The sequence below is a fragment of the Pseudomonas sp. A-RE-19 genome, from assembly GCF_019956555.1.
Taxonomy (GTDB): Bacteria; Pseudomonadota; Gammaproteobacteria; order Pseudomonadales; family Pseudomonadaceae; genus Aquipseudomonas.
Genome location: NZ_JAHBDQ010000066.1, coordinates 127,634 through 143,299, shown reverse-complemented (window position 1 = coordinate 143,299; position 15,666 = coordinate 127,634). Strand labels below are relative to the sequence as shown.

General features: G+C 60.2%; 15 protein-coding genes. 8 read left to right on the top strand and 7 right to left on the bottom strand.

Translation table 11 applies throughout. The features are described from left to right. Window positions 1-245 precede the first annotated feature (245 nt). Window positions 246-572, bottom strand: a complete 327-nt coding sequence (locus tag KGB14_RS25015) for a DOPA 4,5-dioxygenase family protein (protein ID WP_223489505.1) — start codon at window positions 570-572, stop codon at window positions 246-248. An 84-nt stretch (window positions 573-656) separates the two neighbouring features. Between KGB14_RS25015 and KGB14_RS25010 the strand changes: the two genes are divergently transcribed. After that, a complete protein-coding gene (locus tag KGB14_RS25010) occupies window positions 657-1,322 on the top strand; it encodes an NAD(P)-dependent oxidoreductase (RefSeq protein ID WP_223489503.1) in 666 nt (221 codons plus the stop codon). Window positions 1,323-1,379: 57 nt separating this feature from the next. Here KGB14_RS25010 and KGB14_RS25005 read toward each other — a convergent pair whose 3' ends face one another. After that, a complete protein-coding gene (locus tag KGB14_RS25005; RefSeq protein WP_223489501.1) occupies window positions 1,380-2,330 on the bottom strand; it encodes a choline sulfate utilization transcriptional regulator in 951 nt (316 codons plus the stop codon). Window positions 2,331-2,444: 114 nt separating this feature from the next. On the opposite strand from KGB14_RS25005, the gene betC reads away from it, so the two are divergent. The 3 genes from betC to KGB14_RS24990 all read left to right on the top strand — a co-directional run bounded on the left by betC (window position 2,445) and on the right by KGB14_RS24990 (window position 6,622). Then, window positions 2,445-3,959, top strand: a complete 1,515-nt coding sequence (gene betC / locus KGB14_RS25000; protein ID WP_223489499.1) for a choline-sulfatase — start codon at window positions 2,445-2,447, stop codon at window positions 3,957-3,959. Between the two features lie 16 nt (window positions 3,960-3,975). Continuing rightward, the gene (gene choX / locus KGB14_RS24995) at window positions 3,976-4,896 is read left to right on the top strand and encodes a choline ABC transporter substrate-binding protein (protein WP_223489497.1); all 921 of its coding nucleotides are present in this window, start codon (window positions 3,976-3,978) and stop codon (window positions 4,894-4,896) included. A gap of 157 nt (window positions 4,897-5,053) precedes the next feature. Continuing rightward, window positions 5,054-6,622: a SulP family inorganic anion transporter gene (locus KGB14_RS24990; protein ID WP_223489489.1), complete on the top strand. Its 1,569-nt coding sequence runs from the start codon at window positions 5,054-5,056 to the stop codon at window positions 6,620-6,622. 106 nt (window positions 6,623-6,728) lie between these two features. On the opposite strand, the gene aroE is transcribed toward KGB14_RS24990, so the two are convergent. After that, complete coding sequence (gene aroE / locus KGB14_RS24985; RefSeq protein ID WP_223489487.1) at window positions 6,729-7,550, bottom strand: shikimate dehydrogenase; 822 nt, start codon at window positions 7,548-7,550, stop codon at window positions 6,729-6,731. A gap of 81 nt (window positions 7,551-7,631) precedes the next feature. Then, the gene (gene hemF, locus KGB14_RS24980) at window positions 7,632-8,546 is read right to left on the bottom strand and encodes an oxygen-dependent coproporphyrinogen oxidase (protein WP_223489485.1); all 915 of its coding nucleotides are present in this window, start codon (window positions 8,544-8,546) and stop codon (window positions 7,632-7,634) included. Window positions 8,547-8,719: 173 nt separating this feature from the next. Here hemF and KGB14_RS24975 point away from each other — a divergent pair, with 173 nt between their 5' ends. Continuing rightward, window positions 8,720-9,697: an NADPH:quinone reductase gene (locus KGB14_RS24975; protein WP_223489483.1), complete on the top strand. Its 978-nt coding sequence runs from the start codon at window positions 8,720-8,722 to the stop codon at window positions 9,695-9,697. Window positions 9,698-9,812: 115 nt separating this feature from the next. On the opposite strand, the gene KGB14_RS24970 is transcribed toward KGB14_RS24975, so the two are convergent. The 3 genes from KGB14_RS24970 to KGB14_RS24960 form a co-directional block, all read right to left on the bottom strand. Then, window positions 9,813-10,370 carry an L-threonylcarbamoyladenylate synthase gene (locus KGB14_RS24970; protein WP_223489481.1) on the bottom strand — a complete coding sequence of 186 codons (558 nt, stop codon included), beginning with the start codon at window positions 10,368-10,370 and terminating at the stop codon, window positions 9,813-9,815. 54 nt (window positions 10,371-10,424) lie between these two features. Beyond that, window positions 10,425-11,525, bottom strand: a complete 1,101-nt coding sequence (gene dprA / locus KGB14_RS24965) for a DNA-processing protein DprA (RefSeq protein ID WP_223489473.1) — start codon at window positions 11,523-11,525, stop codon at window positions 10,425-10,427. An 81-nt stretch (window positions 11,526-11,606) separates the two neighbouring features. Continuing rightward, the gene (locus tag KGB14_RS24960) at window positions 11,607-12,632 is read right to left on the bottom strand and encodes a LysM peptidoglycan-binding domain-containing protein (RefSeq protein ID WP_223489465.1); all 1,026 of its coding nucleotides are present in this window, start codon (window positions 12,630-12,632) and stop codon (window positions 11,607-11,609) included. A gap of 169 nt (window positions 12,633-12,801) precedes the next feature. Between KGB14_RS24960 and def the strand changes: the two genes are divergently transcribed. The 3 genes from def to rsmB all read left to right on the top strand — a co-directional run bounded on the left by def (window position 12,802) and on the right by rsmB (window position 15,645). Beyond that, window positions 12,802-13,308 carry a peptide deformylase gene (def, locus tag KGB14_RS24955; protein WP_223489462.1) on the top strand — a complete coding sequence of 169 codons (507 nt, stop codon included), beginning with the start codon at window positions 12,802-12,804 and terminating at the stop codon, window positions 13,306-13,308. Between the two features lie 70 nt (window positions 13,309-13,378). Next, entirely contained in the window at window positions 13,379-14,338 is a 960-nt protein-coding gene (fmt, locus tag KGB14_RS24950) for a methionyl-tRNA formyltransferase (RefSeq protein WP_223489460.1), read from the top strand. Continuing rightward, entirely contained in the window at window positions 14,335-15,645 is a 1,311-nt protein-coding gene (rsmB, locus tag KGB14_RS24945; RefSeq protein WP_223489458.1) for a 16S rRNA (cytosine(967)-C(5))-methyltransferase RsmB, read from the top strand. The genes fmt and rsmB overlap by 4 nt, the downstream gene beginning before the upstream one ends. Window positions 15,646-15,666 lie beyond the last annotated feature (21 nt).

Sequence of the window (15,666 nt, the reverse complement as noted above, 5' to 3'; positions counted from 1 at the left end):
GCCAACCGGTCTGTTGCCGGCAGTGAGGGCGATCCTAATGGGGGAAGCTTTCAGCCAGCTTTCGCCAGTGAAAGCATTGACCGAATGTACGACCGGTCGTCGGCCAGGTTGAGAGTCCGTAAACACGGGGTCAGGAGTAAAAGACATAGGTTTTGTGGACAAATACGCTATCCATTCAACGGGCCGTTGCATGGACATTGCCATCGCTCGATTTGCCGCCCGGCGAGACCCAAGAACAACTCTGATCAAAAAACAGACAGGTTCAGCGGCCGGATCGCCCCCATCCAGATCGCGTGTTCGGTGTGGTCGAGCAAATCGTCGCCGGTGTCCGGGTGCAGGAACACCACCAAACCTTTGCGGTTGAGCGCCAGCCACGGCAAGACCTCGCCAATGTATTGCGGCTCGAACGCCAATTGGCAGCTCCAGTCCGGGTGCGGGCCGACCGGGCGCTCGTGCATGCGACCCATTTTTATGGGAAACAACTGCGCCGCCTGCTCACACAAGGCCCGTGCCTGTGGCAGGGTGCTGGCGTCGAAATAGACATGGGCGTGGTAGCCCTTGATCTGTTGCATCTAAAAGCCCTCTGAAACCTGTTCGAACTCACATAGCTCCCCACAGGCCATACTCTATATAGGCAGCAAGTACGGAGCACGGCCATGAAAAATGCCGAAACCCCGGTGGTGAAGATAGTGCTTTATGGTGCCATGAGCAGCCTGGGCAGTGCGCTGATGGCTGAAATGCTACGGCGCCAGCATGAAGTGATCGCGATTCTCGACGACCTGACCGCGCTCGCGCCGCGCCCGGGTTTACGCACCAAGGCTGGCGACCTGTTCGATGCCAAGCGGGTCAAGCAGAGCGTGGCCGGCTGTTCAGCGGTGATCTGCCTGCTCGATGCGCCAGGGTTGCCGATGAACAGTGAGCACATCGAAAAATCCTTTGTGCCCGGTCCGGTCGAGGAGGTGCTGGCGGTGGATGCGCTAATCGACGGCATGCAGGCGGCGGGCATAGCACGGCTGTTTGTGGTGGGCGATTTCGAGGTGCTGGACGATCCGGAAATAGAAGACCCGTTGCAACGCCACGCCGCCGAAGAAATCCGCGAGGCTCTGCAAAGCAGCTCTTTGCATTGGACCCTGGTGAACGCACCACGCCGCGTGCCCGGGCTGACCCTCGAGCATTTCAGTCATGTCAGCAGCAGCCTGGAACCTGGCCTGGCCACAGCGCTGGAACAGCTGAACAGGGTGGCCGTGGGAATTGCCGATGAGCTGCACCTGAACCTGCATGTCGGTGAGCATGTGAATTTTGTCGGGACTTCGGAACCGTAAAAAGATCGCAGCCTTCGCCAGCCCCCACAGGCGCGTAGGAGCTGCGATCTTTTCGCTTTACACCGCAATCGAAGGCAAAGGAAGACCATTGAGCGATTGCGCACTGCTGGCCTGTTCCGCCATCAACCAATCCACAAACTTTTGAATCAATGCCCCGCGTCGTTTGCGCTGGGGCAGGACCACGTAATAACCCAGCCTGGAGATCACCGTTTCGGCGATCGGACGACACAACAGACCTTGCGCCAATAAGTTATCCACAAGGTGGCGCCAACCGATCGCAACGCCCTGGCCGCCAATCGCCGCTTGAATCAGCAAGGTGTAATTGTCGAAGCGCAGTTGCCCCGGCGCCGGCGCCGACGTGATCCCCAATTCGCGAAACACGCCGCTCCAGTCGAACCAGTTGCTGCTATGTTCGCCTCGCAGGTGCAGCAGCGGAAACTCCAGCAATGACTGAGCCGGCAAGGGCAGGGGACGGTCCTTCAATAGCAGCGGGCTGCACACCGGAAACACTTCTTCGCTGAACAACCAGTGGCTTTCACCTTGCTTGAACCGGCCATCGCCGAATAGCACGGCTACATCGATATCGGTGCGCAGCATGTTGTGACTGCGTTCGCTGGTGACCAGGCTGACGTCCACTTGAGGATTGGCTGCATGGAAGCGGTGCAGGCGCGGCATCAGCCAGTAGGCGGCGAAGGCGAAGTCGGTGGCCACCTGCAACACTTCGTGTTGTTGCTGTGCACTGATCGCGTTCAATCCTGCATCGATATTCTGCAAACCGAGCTGAACCTGCTCGAAAAGAATCGTCCCGGCCTCGGTCAGTTCGATGCCGCGATAAATACGGTCGAACAGCCGTGTAGCGAGTTGTTCTTCCAATCGCTTTATCTGCTGGCTGATGGCCGGTTGCGTGGTGCCCAGCTCCACCGCGGCGGCGGTGAAACTGCGTTGCCGGGCCGCGGCTTCAAAGGCACGCAGCAGGTCCAGAGACAAATCACCAAGGGCGTCATACATAAGCTGTGCTTATCCTAGTCATTGCCTGGCATGGGCTTTACCGCAAAGTGCGTGGACTCCATGCTCGATCGCAGCACTCTCGCATAAATATCTACTATGGAATGCCGCGATCACATGAAGCGCAAGAATATTCTTTTCATCATGGCCGATCAGATGGCCGCGCCAATGTTGCCGTTCTACGGCCCTTCGCCCATCAAACTGCCGAATCTCAGCCGCCTCGCCGCCGAAGGCGTGGTGTTCGACGCCGCTTATTGCAACAGCCCGCTTTGCGCACCATCGCGTTTTACTCTGGTCAGTGGTCAGTTGCCGAGCAAGATCGGCGCCTACGACAACGCAGCCGATTTCCCCGCCGACGTTCCGACCTACGCCCACTACCTGCGTCGCCTCGGCTACCGCACCGCGCTGTCGGGCAAAATGCACTTCTGCGGCCCGGACCAATTGCACGGCTATGAAGAACGCCTGACCAGCGACATCTACCCGGCCGACTATGGTTGGGCAGTGAACTGGGACGAACCGGACGTGCGCCCGACCTGGTACCACAACATGTCGTCGGTGCTGCAAGCCGGACCCTGCGTGCGCACCAATCAACTGGATTTCGATGAAGAGGTGGTGTTCAAGGCCCAGCAGTACCTGTTCGATCATATCCGCGAGGAGGGCGATCAGCCGTTCTGCCTGACCGTGTCGATGACTCACCCACACGACCCGTACACGATTCCCAAAGCCTTCTGGGATTTGTACGACGACGCCGACATCCCTTTGCCCGAAACACCCGCACAGGATGAACTCGATCCGCACTCCCAGCGCCTGCTCAAAGTTTATGACCTGTGGGACAAGCCGCTGCCTGTGGATAAAATTCGCGACGCGCGCCGTGCCTACTTCGGTGCATGCAGCTATATCGACAGCAACGTCGGCAAACTCCTGCAAACACTCGAGGAAACCGGGCTGATAGACGACACCATCATCGTGTTCTCCGGTGACCACGGCGACATGCTCGGCGAGCGCGGCCTCTGGTACAAAATGCATTGGTATGAAATGGCTGCCCGTGTGCCGCTGCTGATCAGTGCTCCGGGGCAATTCGGGGCTGGCCGCGTCAGTGCGGCGGTGTCCACTGCTGACCTGCTGCCGACCTTTGTCGAACTGGCCGGTGGTTCACTGCAACCAGGTCTGCCGCTGGACGGCCGCTCGCTGGTTTCGCACCTGCAAGGGCAGGGCGGTCACGATGAGGTGTTCGGCGAATACATGGCCGAAGGCACCATCAGCCCGCTGATGATGATTCGCCGCGGAGCCTACAAATTCATCTACAGCGAAGACGACCCTTGCCTGCTCTTCGATGTACACAACGACCCGATGGAACAGGAAGAACTCAGCCCATCGCTGCAGCATCGGCAGCTTTTCGAGGATTTTCTTGCCGAAGCGCGGGCCAAATGGAATATCCCGGCGATCCACCAACAGGTGCTCGCGAGCCAGCGGCGCCGACGCTTCGTCGCCGACGCCCTGACCATTGGCAAGCTGAAGAGTTGGGATCACCAGCCGCTGGTAGACGCCAGTCAGCAGTACATGCGCAACCACATCGACCTCGACGATCTGGAGCGTAAAGCACGTTATCCACAACCCTGCCAAAACCAATAATGTTAAGGGGAAGTCCATGCAAAAGTTATCCACAGCAGTGACGATCGGGCTTCTGGCTCTGAGCAGTGCGTCGGCCTATGCCGAGCAAAGCTGCGAGACGGTGAAGATGGCCGACCCTGGCTGGAGCGACATCGCCGCTACCAACGCCCTCACCGGGTTTGTGCTGGACGGCATGGGCTACAAGGCCAAGGTCGACACGCTGGCGGTGCCGATCACCTTTGGTGGTCTGAAGGATGGCCAGGTGGATGTGTTCCTGGGTAACTGGATGCCGGCGCAGCAAGGTTTCTACGACAAGTTCGTGGCCAACGGCGATGTGACTCAACTGGCGAAGAATCTCGACGGCACCGAGTTCACACTGGCGGTCCCGGATTACGTTTGGGACGCGGGTGTGCATAACTTTAACGACTTGAACAAGTTTGCCGACAAGTTTGACAAGAAGATCTATGGCATCGGCTCCGGCGCCCCGGCGAACATTTCGCTGCAAGAGATCATCAAGAAGAACGACTTCGATATGGGTCAGTGGAAGCTGGTCGAATCCAGCGAGCAGGCGATGCTGGCCGAAGTGTCCCGCGCGGTGAAGAAACAGAAGTTCGTGACCTTCCTCGGCTGGACACCGCACCCGATGAACGTGCAGCTGAAAATGCATTATCTGAAGGGCGGCGAGAAATACTTTGGTGACACTGGCAGCGTTTATACACTGACCCGCAAAGGTTATGCACAGGCCTGCCCGAACGTCGGCAAGTTGCTCACCAACCTGAGTTTTACCCAGGAAATGGAGAACAGCATCATGGCCGAGGTGGTGAACAAGAAGGTCAGTAATGCCGAGGCGGCCAAGGCGTGGCTCAAGGCCAATCCGGCGGTGCTGGATAAGTGGTTGGACGGTGTGAAGACGGTGGACGGGAAGGATGCGTTGCCGGCCGTGAAAGCCAAGCTCTAAACCCGCCCCTGTAGGAGCGAGGCTTGCCCGCGAAGGTCTCGACGCGGTTTTTCTGAAGAACCGCGTTATCGTTCTTCGCGGGCAAGCCTCGCTCCTACAGAAGGAACGCTCGTTGCTGTCCTGATACTCTTTCGTAAAACCCTGCCCGAGAGGACCCATGGCCTTCCCCAGCCGCCATTCACTCTTTCCCTTCCTGACCTGGTTGCCCCGGCAAACCCGCGCCAGCGTCGGACGTGACCTGATCGTGGGCTTGAGCGGCGCGATTCTCGCGTTGCCACAATCCATTGCTTACGCCCTGATCGCCGGTCTCCCACCGGAATACGGTCTTTATGCGGCAATCATTCCGGTGCTGATCGCTTGCCTCTGGGGTTCGTCGTGGCATTTGATCTGTGGTCCCACGGCGGCCATTTCCATCGTCCTGTACGCCAGCGTCAGTCCTCTGGCCGTTCCCGCGTCGCAGGACTACGTCACGCTGATCCTGCTGCTGACACTCCTTGCGGGCATTTTCCAGTGGTTGCTGGGTTTGCTGCGTTTCGGCGCCTTGGTGAATTTCGTCTCTCACTCGGTGGTACTGGGCTTCACCCTCGGCGCCGCGGTGGTGATTGTCATCGGGCAACTGCCGAACCTGCTGGGGCTGGATGTGCCCAACCAGGCCACGGCGCTGAACAGTTTGATGATGTTGCTCAATCATCTCGGCGAGGTGGACAAACCCTCGCTGATGTTGGGCCTGGCCACGGTCGTGGTGGGCATCGTGCTGAAACTGCTGCTGCCCCGTTGGCCGACATTGTTGATCGCTCTGGCCCTGAGCGGATTACTGGTATGGCTGTGGCCAGCGATGTTCGGTCATGTGCAGTTAGTCAGCGCCTTTGTCGGGCGGCTGCCGCCCTTCAGCCCGCTGCCGCTGGATCTGGACCTGGTGTTGCGCCTGCTGCCCAGCGCGGTGGCCGTCGGCATGCTCGGGCTGGTGACCAGCCTGTCGATTGCCCGTTCCTTGTCGGCTCGCTCGCAGCAGTTGCTCGACGCCAATCAAGAAGTCCGCGCCCAGGGTTTATCGAACATGGTCGGGGCGTTTTTTTCCGGGTCGCTGTCAGCCGGCTCCTTCACCCGCTCGGGCCTGAGCTACGACGCCGGTGCCTGCTCACCGTTGGCGGGGGTTTTTTCGGCGTTGTGGGTGGCACTGTTCGCTATCTTCGGGGCGGCCTTGATCGCGCACATCCCGATCCCGGCCATGGCTGGCAGCATTCTGTTGATCGCTTGGGGATTGGTGGACCATCGCGGCATTCGCGCGTTGTTGCGGGTCAGCCATGCCGAATTTCTGGTCATGGCGCTGACCTGTGTCGCCACGCTGTTGCTGGAGTTGCAAACGGCGATCTACGCCGGGGTGCTGGCGTCACTGTTTTTCTACCTCAAACGCACATCGCAGCCACGGGTGCAGCATTGGCGTGAGGGTGATGAAGACATTCTAAGGGTCGGCGGTTCAATCTTTTTCGGCGCCAGCCATTACCTGCAAGTGCGTTTGCAACGGATGCACGGCGCGCGGGTAGTGATCGAGGCGCAACAGATCAACTTCATCGACTATTCGGGCGTGGAAATGCTGCACCAGGAGGCGCGACGATTGTTGCGCCAGAATCGCAGCCTGACCCTGCGGCGGGCACGGCCGCAGGTGGTGGAGGAACTGAGGAAGCTCGAAGGCGCGGAGAAATGCCCGATTCGCTTCGAAGATTGAAACTCTCCCCCTGTAGGAGCGAGGCTTGCCCGCGAAGAACGATGACGCGGTATGCCTGAATCATCGCGGCGCTCCCTTCGCGGGCAAGCCTCGCTCCTACAGGGGGTTACGCTGCGAGCTGGCGACGGAGCTCGGCCAGCACCGGCGCCGTATCCGGGCGTACACCGCGCCACAGGTAGAAAGCTTCCGCCGCCTGCTCGGCCAACATTCCCAGGCCATCCATCGCCACCGCCGCGCCGTGCTCGCTGGCCCAGCGACAGAACGAAGTCGGGTCTTTGCCGTACATCATGTCGTAGCAAACCGTCTTGCCCGGTTCGATCAAACTGCTGGCAATCGGCGGTACATCGCCTGACAGACTGGCGGACGTGGCGTTGATAATCAGGTCCACCGGTTCCTGCAGCCAATCGAAACCACTGGCCGACACCGGCCCCAGGTCAGCGAACAACTCCGCCAGCAATTCGGCTTTTTCAACCGTGCGGTTGGCGACGATCACCGATGCCGGTTGCTCCGCCAGCAATGGCTCCAGCGCACCGCGCACCGCGCCGCCGGCACCCAAGAGCAGGATGCGTTTGCCCGCAAGGCTGAAACCGGCATTGACCGTCAAATCCCGCACCAGCCCGGCACCATCGGTGTTGTCACCCAGCAGACTGCCATCGGCCAGTTTGCTCAGGGTATTCACCGCACCGGCCCGTTGCGCTCGCTTGGTCAAGCTGCTCGCCAAACGATAGGCGTCTTCCTTGAACGGCACCGTCACATTCGCCCCACGCCCCTCGCGGAAAAATGCCAGGGCACAGCCGGAAAAATCATCGAGGGGCGCCAGCAAGGTGCTGTAGTCCAGTTTTTGCCCCGTCTGCTCGGCGAACAAACGGTGAATCAGTGGCGACTTGCTGTGGCCAATCGGGTTACCGAATACGACGTAACGGTCCATCTACATTCCTCAACCGTAGGAGCTGCCGAAGGCTGCGATCTTGACTGCAGCCCTGACGATGCAAAAACTCAAACCCTGGAATCAGCCCTTCGCCAACCAGTCGCGGTCTTGCAGGAAGTACTCGGTCAGGCGTGCTTCTTCACTGCCTGGCTCGGCTTTCCAGTCGTAAGCCCAGCGCACTTGCGGCGGCAGCGACATCAGAATCGACTCGGTACGCCCGCCCGATTGCAGGCCAAACAGCGTGCCACGGTCGTAGACCAGATTGAATTCGACGTAACGGCCACGACGGAATTCCTGGAACTCACGTTGTTTGGCAGTGAACGCATCGTTCTTGCGACGTTGCACGATCGGCAGGTATGCATCGATGAACGCGTCACCGATGGCACGCATGAAGGCGAAGCTGGTATCGAAGTCCCACTCGTTCAAGTCATCGAAAAACAGACCGCCGATGCCACGTGGTTCATGACGATGCTTGATGTGGAAATAACTGTCGCACCAGGCCTTGTAGCGCGGGTAGACGTCCGGGCCGAACGGCGCGCAGGCCTGTTCGGCGACGCGGTGCCAGTGCACGCAGTCTTCTTCATTGCCGTAATAAGGGGTCAGGTCGAAGCCGCCACCGAACCACCAGACCGGCTCTTCACCTTCTTTTTCAGCGATGAAAAAGCGCACGTTGGCGTGGGAAGTCGGCACATGCGGATTGTGCGGATGAATCACCAGAGACACGCCCAGGGCTTCAAAGCCTCGGCCGGCCAGTTCTGGCCGATGAGCGCTGGCGGAGGGTGGGAGACCGCTGCCGAAGACGTGGGAAAAGTTGACGCCTCCCTTTTCGATGACCGCGCCGTTTTCGATCACCCGGGTACGGCCGCCACCGCCGGCGGGCCGGGTCCAGGCGTCTTCGACGAAACGCGCACCGCCGTCTTCGGCTTCCAGGGCAGCGCAAATGCGGTCTTGCAGGTCGAGCAGGTAGGCTTTTACGGCCTCGGTGCGGGTAGTCATGGCATCACCTTGAATCGGGCAAAGCTACGCGGCGTTCATACAAGCCGGCGGCAAATTGCTGCGTAGGATAACACTGCACCTTGTGCCGCCGCAGTTGACGAAGGTCAAGCTTGAGAGTTCGATAGGGCGCTTGACGCTACAACTCTAGAAGCCAAGACCTAAGGAGAGTGCAAATGGCAAAGCGTATCCAGTTCCGCGCCCATGGCGGCCCCGAAGTACTCGAATACGTGGACTACCAACCCGCCGAGCCCGGCCCGCAGCAGGTACGCGTGACCAACAAGGCCATCGGCCTGAACTTCATCGACACCTATTACCGAAGTGGCCTGTATGCGCCGCCAGCCCTGCCATCGGGCCTGGGCGCAGAGGGTGCGGGCGTAGTCGAAGCGGTCGGTAGCGAAGTCACCCGTTTCAAGGTTGGTGATCGCGTGGCTTACGGCAGCGGCCCGTTGGGCGCCTACAGCGATGTCCATGTATTGCCGCAAGACAACCTGGTGCACTTGCCGGACGCCATCAGCTTCGAACAGGCCGCCGGCGTGATGCTCAAGGGCCTGACCGTGCAGTATCTGCTGCGTCAGACGTATGAACTCAAGGGTGGCGAAACCATCCTGTTCCACGCCGCGGCTGGCGGCGTCGGTTCCCTGGCCTGCCAATGGGCCAAGGCCTTGGGCGTTAAACTGATCGGCACCGTCAGCTCACCAGAGAAAGCCGCCCTGGCGAAAGCCAATGGTGCCTGGGCGACCATCGATTACAGCCATGAAAACGTCGCACAACGGGTGCTGGAATTGACTGACGGTAAAAAAGTCCCAGTGGTGTACGACGGTGTAGGCAAAGATACCTGGCTGACGTCGCTCGACAGCGTCGCGCCTCGGGGGCTGGTGGTGAGTTTTGGCAATGCTTCGGGCGCAGTAGATGGCGTAAATCTGGGGATTCTGGCAGCCAAGGGCTCGCTGTACGTGACCCGGCCGACCCTGGCGACCTACGCCAACAACGCGCAAAACCTGCAACGCATGGCCGATGAGCTGTTCGAGATGATCATCAGCGGCAAGTTGAAGGTGGACATCAGTCAGCGCTATCCATTGGCAGAAGCGGCGAAAGCGCAGACCGAATTGTCGGCGCGGCGCACCACGGGCTCGACCGTTTTGTTGCCTTGAGGACGCCATCGCGGGCAAGCCCGCTCCCACAGTGGATCTTTGTTGAACACAAGATCCATGTCCAGTGGAGACCTAATGTGGGAGCGAGCCTGCTCGCGATTGGCAGCGCCGCGGTCTAATCCGGGCGCACCACGTGGCCGGTCGCCAGATCGCGAATCACGCTCGGATTCTTCCGTCCACCCAGATTGCCACCCAACACCCAATCGACCTGCCCACGGAAATACTGCTCCACGCGTATCCGCGTCCGCGCCGCCGGCCGCCCCTGAGGGTTCGCCGAGGTCGACACCAATGGCCCGACCAACGCACACAAATCCCGCACCAATGGGTGATCGCTAACCCGCAACGCTACCGTTTCATGCACACCGGTAATCCACTGGGGCAACAGATTCTGATGGGGCACCAGCCAGGTGTTGGGACCCGGCCAGGTGCTGGCCATACGGTCCATCCACAATTCCGGGAAGTCTTCGAAGAGAAAATCGAACTGACGAATGTTGTCGGCCACCAGAATCAGGCCTTTATCCACAGACCGTCCCTTGATCAGCAGCAGACGATCCACCGCCTCTTCATCCCACGGGTCGCAACCCAGGCCCCAGACAGCTTCGGTTGGGTAGGCAATGACCGCCCCGGCGCGAATTTCTCGTGCGGCTTGTTGCACACGCCAACTGTTAACCATGAAAGACTCTCCGGAATAAGGCTCTGCGCAGTTTACCGATCTTCCCTGTAAAACCTAGTTTACCCGCGCAAACCATCGACCGCTTTCGCAGACCGCCCGGCCATCCATTTCCAGTTCAGTCAGCGCTGCCAGCACTTTCGACAACGCCCAGCCGCTGGTGACCGCCAAGGCTTCGCTGGTATGGGGCGCCGCATGGAGCAACAGGAGCAGCGGATGAGTCACCGTCGGCGCTTCTGTGGATAACGGCAGCCGTTGCCAGCCGCGCAAGGCTTCGAGGATATGCTCGATGGTTTCCACCAGCACCGCACCGTCGCGGATCAACTGATGACAACCCTTTGCGCCGGGGTGATGGATCGACCCTGGAATCGCATACACCTCACGCCCCTGCTCCGCCGCCAGCCTCGCAGTGATCAACGAACCGCTGGCAACGCTCGCCTCGACCACCAGCACCCCAAGGGACAAACCGCTGATGATTCGATTGCGCCGGGGAAAATTGCTGGGGGAAGGGCCAGCGTCCAGCGGGAATTCTGAAAGTACCGCGCTTCCGGAAGCGATCATGGCGTCCGCCAGTCGTCGATTGCGCTGTGGATAAAAATTTTCAAGCCCCGTGCCAAGCACCCCGACCGTTTGTCCGCCGACGTCCAGAGCCGCCTGATGCGCGGCGGCATCGATGCCCAGGGCCAGACCGCTGTTAATGACAAAACCGGCACCGGCCAGACTGCGGGAAAACGCGGCAGCGGTGTCCATGCCCGGTCGCGAAGCGCGACGACTGCCAACCATCGCCAATTGCGGTTTTTCCAGAATGCCCGGATCGCCTGCAACGAATAACAGCGGCGGCGCATCACTGATTTGCGCCAGCAGCGCAGGGTAGTCAGGTTGGTCCAACATCAGTAAATGCTGGCCCGGACGCTCTAACCAGGCCAATGCGTGACTGGCGCCATCACGGATTTCACTGGAGCGCCGAGCCTCTGCGCAGGCGAGGGGCAGGCCCAGTGCACGCCACGCGCTGGCCGGTGCGCTGATGGCTTTGGAGGCAGAACCAAAGGCCTCAAGCAACTTCTTGAAACGTGCCGGACCGAGTTCCGGCAAACGGTGCAGGCGTAAACGGGCTTCCAGTTCCGCAGGGGAAACCGGCATACAGGCAGACAGCGACATGGATCATCCTTGATCGTTATAAAGTCCCATCGAATCGGGAATAAGCTGTGGATAACTCTGTTGGTAACTTGTGGAGCAAGCTTAAGGATTTCGCACCTTGTCCATCACCGCCAAAGAACGCGATGCGTTAAGGACCAGTCCGTAGCTGAGCTTGTCGTAGGTGCGGAAAACCATCAGCAGACCCGCCCGTTCATCGGGGATTTTCAATGGCTGACCGGTAATCCGGTCACGCACGGTTTCACCGGTTTTCATTACCGCCAGCACATTGCCTTCGGCCAGGCCGTCGCGTTGTCCTTTGTTCAGCGTGACGACGTCCAACGCACCAATCTGGGTAACCCCGCGTGGCACATCGATGATCAAGCCGTCGATTTCGGTTGTTGGCGCACTGGGCATGAAGGTCGAATTGATCGAGCGTTCTTCGCCGCTGAACAGCCGGTCGCCGAGTCGCACTTCCTGAGTGGTACGTTGCAGGGCCAGGGTAGCGACATCGCCTTCAGTGGCAATGATCTCGCCGCCACCAATGTCGTCAGCGTTGATCCCCAGGAACTCCTTGCTCTGTGGGTCGGTGTAGACCTTGCCTTGGCGGAAGATGCCGTACACCGGTTGTGCCGGGTCGAAATGACCACGGGCGAATATTCGATCACCGGTGCCGCTGAGCACCCGTTCGGCATCGCCGGCGACGATGTAGGGCGCTTTGTTGAAATCCTCGACCTTATCGACGATGCGGTTGCTCAGCAGAAAGCTGTTGATCGATTTCAGCGGAATGCTCGGAATGGCGTCGGCCACCGGCGAGCTGCGAATTCGTGGCGAAAGCTTGATGGTGCCCCGTGAAGCGCCGCGATTGAGGGTCAGCCGCGGCTGGCCGTTGACGTAGACCAGCGACAGCGTATCGCCGGGATAGATGAGATTGGGGTTTTCGATTTGTGGATTGGCCTGCCAAAGCTGCGGCCACTCCCAGGGTTCTCGCAGGTACTTGGCGGAAATGTCCCAAAGTGTGTCCCCTGCCACCACGGTGTATTGCTGTGGGAAACCTTCCCTGAGTTGCACTTGCCCATGCGCAAAACCGGCCGAGGCCAGAAGGAGCAAGGCGAGTAGTGATTTCCTCATGCGGTGAATCCCTTTATTATGTACGTTCGCGTGAAACGTCAGAGCCCTCGTGGCTCGCTTCCAGCTCATTATTGAAAAGCCGGAAGCTACGTTCACAACGGTAGCCTGCATCCTCGGACTCGCCAGGCCATCGACCCGACTTTACCTCACACGTGCAGCAATTGAGCTTATGGCCATTTTAGACATCCTCGAATTCCCCGACTCGCGCCTGCGTACTATCGCCAAACCAGTGGCTGTAGTGGACGACGAAGTGCGTCAGTTGGTCGATGACATGTTTGAAACAATGTATGAAGCGCCAGGCATCGGCCTCGCCGCGACCCAGGTCAACGTGCACAAACGTATCGTCGTGATGGACCTCTCCGAAGACCGCAGCGAGCCGCGGGTGTTCATCAACCCCGAGTTCGAAATCCTGACCGACGAGATGGGCCAGTACCAGGAAGGTTGCCTTTCGGTGCCGGGCTTCTACGAAAACGTCGATCGCCCGCAAAAGGTCAAGATCAAGGCCCTGGACCGCGACGGCCAACCGTACGAACTGATCGCCGAAGACCTGCTCGCCGTGTGCATCCAGCATGAATGCGACCACCTCAACGGCAAATTGTTCGTCGATTACCTGTCCACGCTCAAACGCGACCGGATCAAGAAGAAACTGGAAAAGCTCCATCGCCAGAACGCTTGATGCCCTTCTTTCAAAGGCTTGCTGCGGCAAGCCTTTTTCTTTTCAAGATGCTTTGTAATCGAGAGCTTTCATGACTGAGCCACTGCGCATTGTCTTTGCCGGCACCCCGGAATTCGCCGCCGAACACCTCAAGGCCCTGCTCGACAGCCCTTACGAGATCGTTGCGGTCTACACCCAACCGGATCGTCCGGCGGGCCGTGGGCAGAAGCTGATGCCGAGCCCGGTCAAGCAATTGGCTCTGGAGCACAACATTCCGGTGTTGCAACCGCCGACCCTGCGCAACGAAGACGCTCAGGCTGAATTGGCCGCGCTGAAACCCGATTTGCTGGTGGTGGTCGCCTACGGCCTGATCCTGCCGCAAGTGGTGCTGGATATTCCGCGTCTGGGCTGCATCAACAGCCACGCATCCTTGCTGCCTCGCTGGCGCGGTGCGGCGCCGATCCAGCGCGCCGTTGAAGCGGGCGACAGTGAAAGTGGCGTGACCGTAATGCGTATGGAGCTGGGTCTGGATACCGGGCCGATGCTGCTCAAGGTCACCACGCCGATCAGCGCCGAAGACACCGGTGGCAGCCTCCATGATCGCCTCGCAGAGATGGGCCCACCGGCCGTGGTGCAGGCAATTGCCGGTTTGGCTGCGGGCACTCTGGAAGGCGAAGTGCAGGACGACAGCCTCGCCACCTACGCACATAAATTGAACAAGGACGAAGCGCGCATCGACTGGAGTCGCCCGGCCGTTGAGCTGGAGCGTCTGGTTCGCGCCTTCAATCCCTGGCCGATCTGCCACAGCACACTGAACGGCGAAGCGCTGAAAGTGCTGGCCGCAAGCCTCGCCGAAGGGCAGGGCGCACCGGGGGAAATCCTCAGTGCCAGCAAGGACGGCTTGATCGTCGCCTGCGGTGAACAGGCGCTGTGTCTGACCCGTCTGCAATTGCCCGGCGGCAAGGCGCTGAACTTCAGCGACTTGTTCAACAGCCGTCGTGAGAAATTTGCCGTCGGCACCGTCCTTGGCCAAACGGCGGACGCTCAATGAACCCACGTCTGGCCGCCGCCAAGGCATTGGCTGCTGTTCTTAACGGAAAAGCCTCACTCAACAGTTCTCTGCCGACGCAAATGGACAAGGTCGAAGACCGCGACCGCGGCTTCACCCAGGACTTGGCGTTCGGCACTGCTCGCTGGCAGCCGCGGTTGTCGGCGCTGGCGGCCAAGTTGCTGCAAAAGCCGTTCAAGGCCGCTGATGCCGATGTTGAAGCGCTGTTGCTGGTTGGCCTCTATCAACTGCTCTACACCCGGGTTCCGGCCCACGCCGCCATCGGCGAAACCGTCGGTTGTGCCGACAAACTGAAAAAGCCGTGGGCCAAAGCCTTGCTCAACGCCGTGTTGCGCCGCGCCCAACGGGAAAGCGAAGCGCTGCTGGCCGAGCTGGAGCGCGACCCGGTGGTGCGCACCGCCCACCCGCGCTGGCTGCAAAAATCCCTGAAAGCCTTCTGGCCTGAACAATGGGAAGCCATTTGCGCGGCGAACAATGCCCACCCGCCGATGATTCTGCGGGTCAACCGCCGCCATCACACTCGCGACGCTTACCTCGGCTTGCTGACTGAAGCGGGCATCGCTGCCACGCCGTGCGTTTACAGTCGGGACGGCATCGTCCTCGACGCCGCCGCCGACGTGCGCAGCCTCCCGGGTTTCGCCGAAGGCTGGATCAGCGTCCAGGACGAAGCTGCGCAACTGGCCGCCGATCTGCTGGACCTGGCACCAGGCCAACGGGTGCTGGACGCCTGCTGCGCGCCGGGCGGCAAAACCTGCCACATCCTTGAAGCCGAGCCCAAACTGGCCGGCGTGGTGGCCGTGGATCTGGAAGCCAAGCGCCTGGTGCGGGTGCGCGAGAACCTCGCACGCCTGGGCCTGAGCGCCGAATTGATCGCCGCCGACGGCCGCGATACCGCCACCTGGTGGGACGGCAAGCCGTTCCAGCGCATCCTGCTGGACGCCCCCTGTTCGGCCACCGGCGTGATCCGTCGTCACCCGGACATCAAACTGACCCGTCAGCCCGACGACATCGCTGCACTGGCGGTGCTTCAGGGCGAGCTGCTCGATGCCATGTGGATAACGCTGGAAGTGGGCGGCATCCTGCTTTACGCCACCTGCTCCACCCTGCCGACCGAGAACACCGAAGTCATCGAAGCCTTCCTCGCTCGCACGCCGGGTGCTCGCGAACTCGACATCGCCAGTCAGGCCGGCATCAAGCAACCCCATGGTCGCCAATTGCTGGCCCAGGAAGGTGGCCACGACGGCTTCTACTACGCCAAGCTGATCAAGATCGCCGCCGCGCGCGGTTAACCGGTTTCAAGGGAGTGACTG

What these genes read in the sequence shown, in the direction of transcription:
- KGB14_RS24960 (WP_223489465.1), bottom strand. Translation starts at nt 12,632, where the DNA reads ATGAGGAAATCACTACTCGCCTTGCTCCTTCTGGCCTCGGCCGGTTTT.
- def (WP_223489462.1), top strand. Translation starts at nt 12,802, where the DNA reads ATGGCCATTTTAGACATCCTCGAATTCCCCGACTCGCGCCTGCGTACT.
- fmt (WP_223489460.1), top strand. Translation starts at nt 13,379, where the DNA reads ATGACTGAGCCACTGCGCATTGTCTTTGCCGGCACCCCGGAATTCGCC.
- KGB14_RS24990 (WP_223489489.1), top strand. Translation starts at nt 5,054, where the DNA reads ATGGCCTTCCCCAGCCGCCATTCACTCTTTCCCTTCCTGACCTGGTTG.
- aroE (WP_223489487.1), bottom strand. Translation starts at nt 7,550, where the DNA reads ATGGACCGTTACGTCGTATTCGGTAACCCGATTGGCCACAGCAAGTCG.
- dprA (WP_223489473.1), bottom strand. Translation starts at nt 11,525, where the DNA reads ATGTCGCTGTCTGCCTGTATGCCGGTTTCCCCTGCGGAACTGGAAGCC.
- betC (WP_223489499.1), top strand. Translation starts at nt 2,445, where the DNA reads ATGAAGCGCAAGAATATTCTTTTCATCATGGCCGATCAGATGGCCGCG.
- KGB14_RS25005 (WP_223489501.1), bottom strand. Translation starts at nt 2,330, where the DNA reads ATGTATGACGCCCTTGGTGATTTGTCTCTGGACCTGCTGCGTGCCTTT.
- KGB14_RS25010 (WP_223489503.1), top strand. Translation starts at nt 657, where the DNA reads ATGAAAAATGCCGAAACCCCGGTGGTGAAGATAGTGCTTTATGGTGCC.
- KGB14_RS25015 (WP_223489505.1), bottom strand. Translation starts at nt 572, where the DNA reads ATGCAACAGATCAAGGGCTACCACGCCCATGTCTATTTCGACGCCAGC.
- KGB14_RS24975 (WP_223489483.1), top strand. Translation starts at nt 8,720, where the DNA reads ATGGCAAAGCGTATCCAGTTCCGCGCCCATGGCGGCCCCGAAGTACTC.
- choX (WP_223489497.1), top strand. Translation starts at nt 3,976, where the DNA reads ATGCAAAAGTTATCCACAGCAGTGACGATCGGGCTTCTGGCTCTGAGC.
- rsmB (WP_223489458.1), top strand. Translation starts at nt 14,335, where the DNA reads ATGAACCCACGTCTGGCCGCCGCCAAGGCATTGGCTGCTGTTCTTAAC.
- hemF (WP_223489485.1), bottom strand. Translation starts at nt 8,546, where the DNA reads ATGACTACCCGCACCGAGGCCGTAAAAGCCTACCTGCTCGACCTGCAA.
- KGB14_RS24970 (WP_223489481.1), bottom strand. Translation starts at nt 10,370, where the DNA reads ATGGTTAACAGTTGGCGTGTGCAACAAGCCGCACGAGAAATTCGCGCC.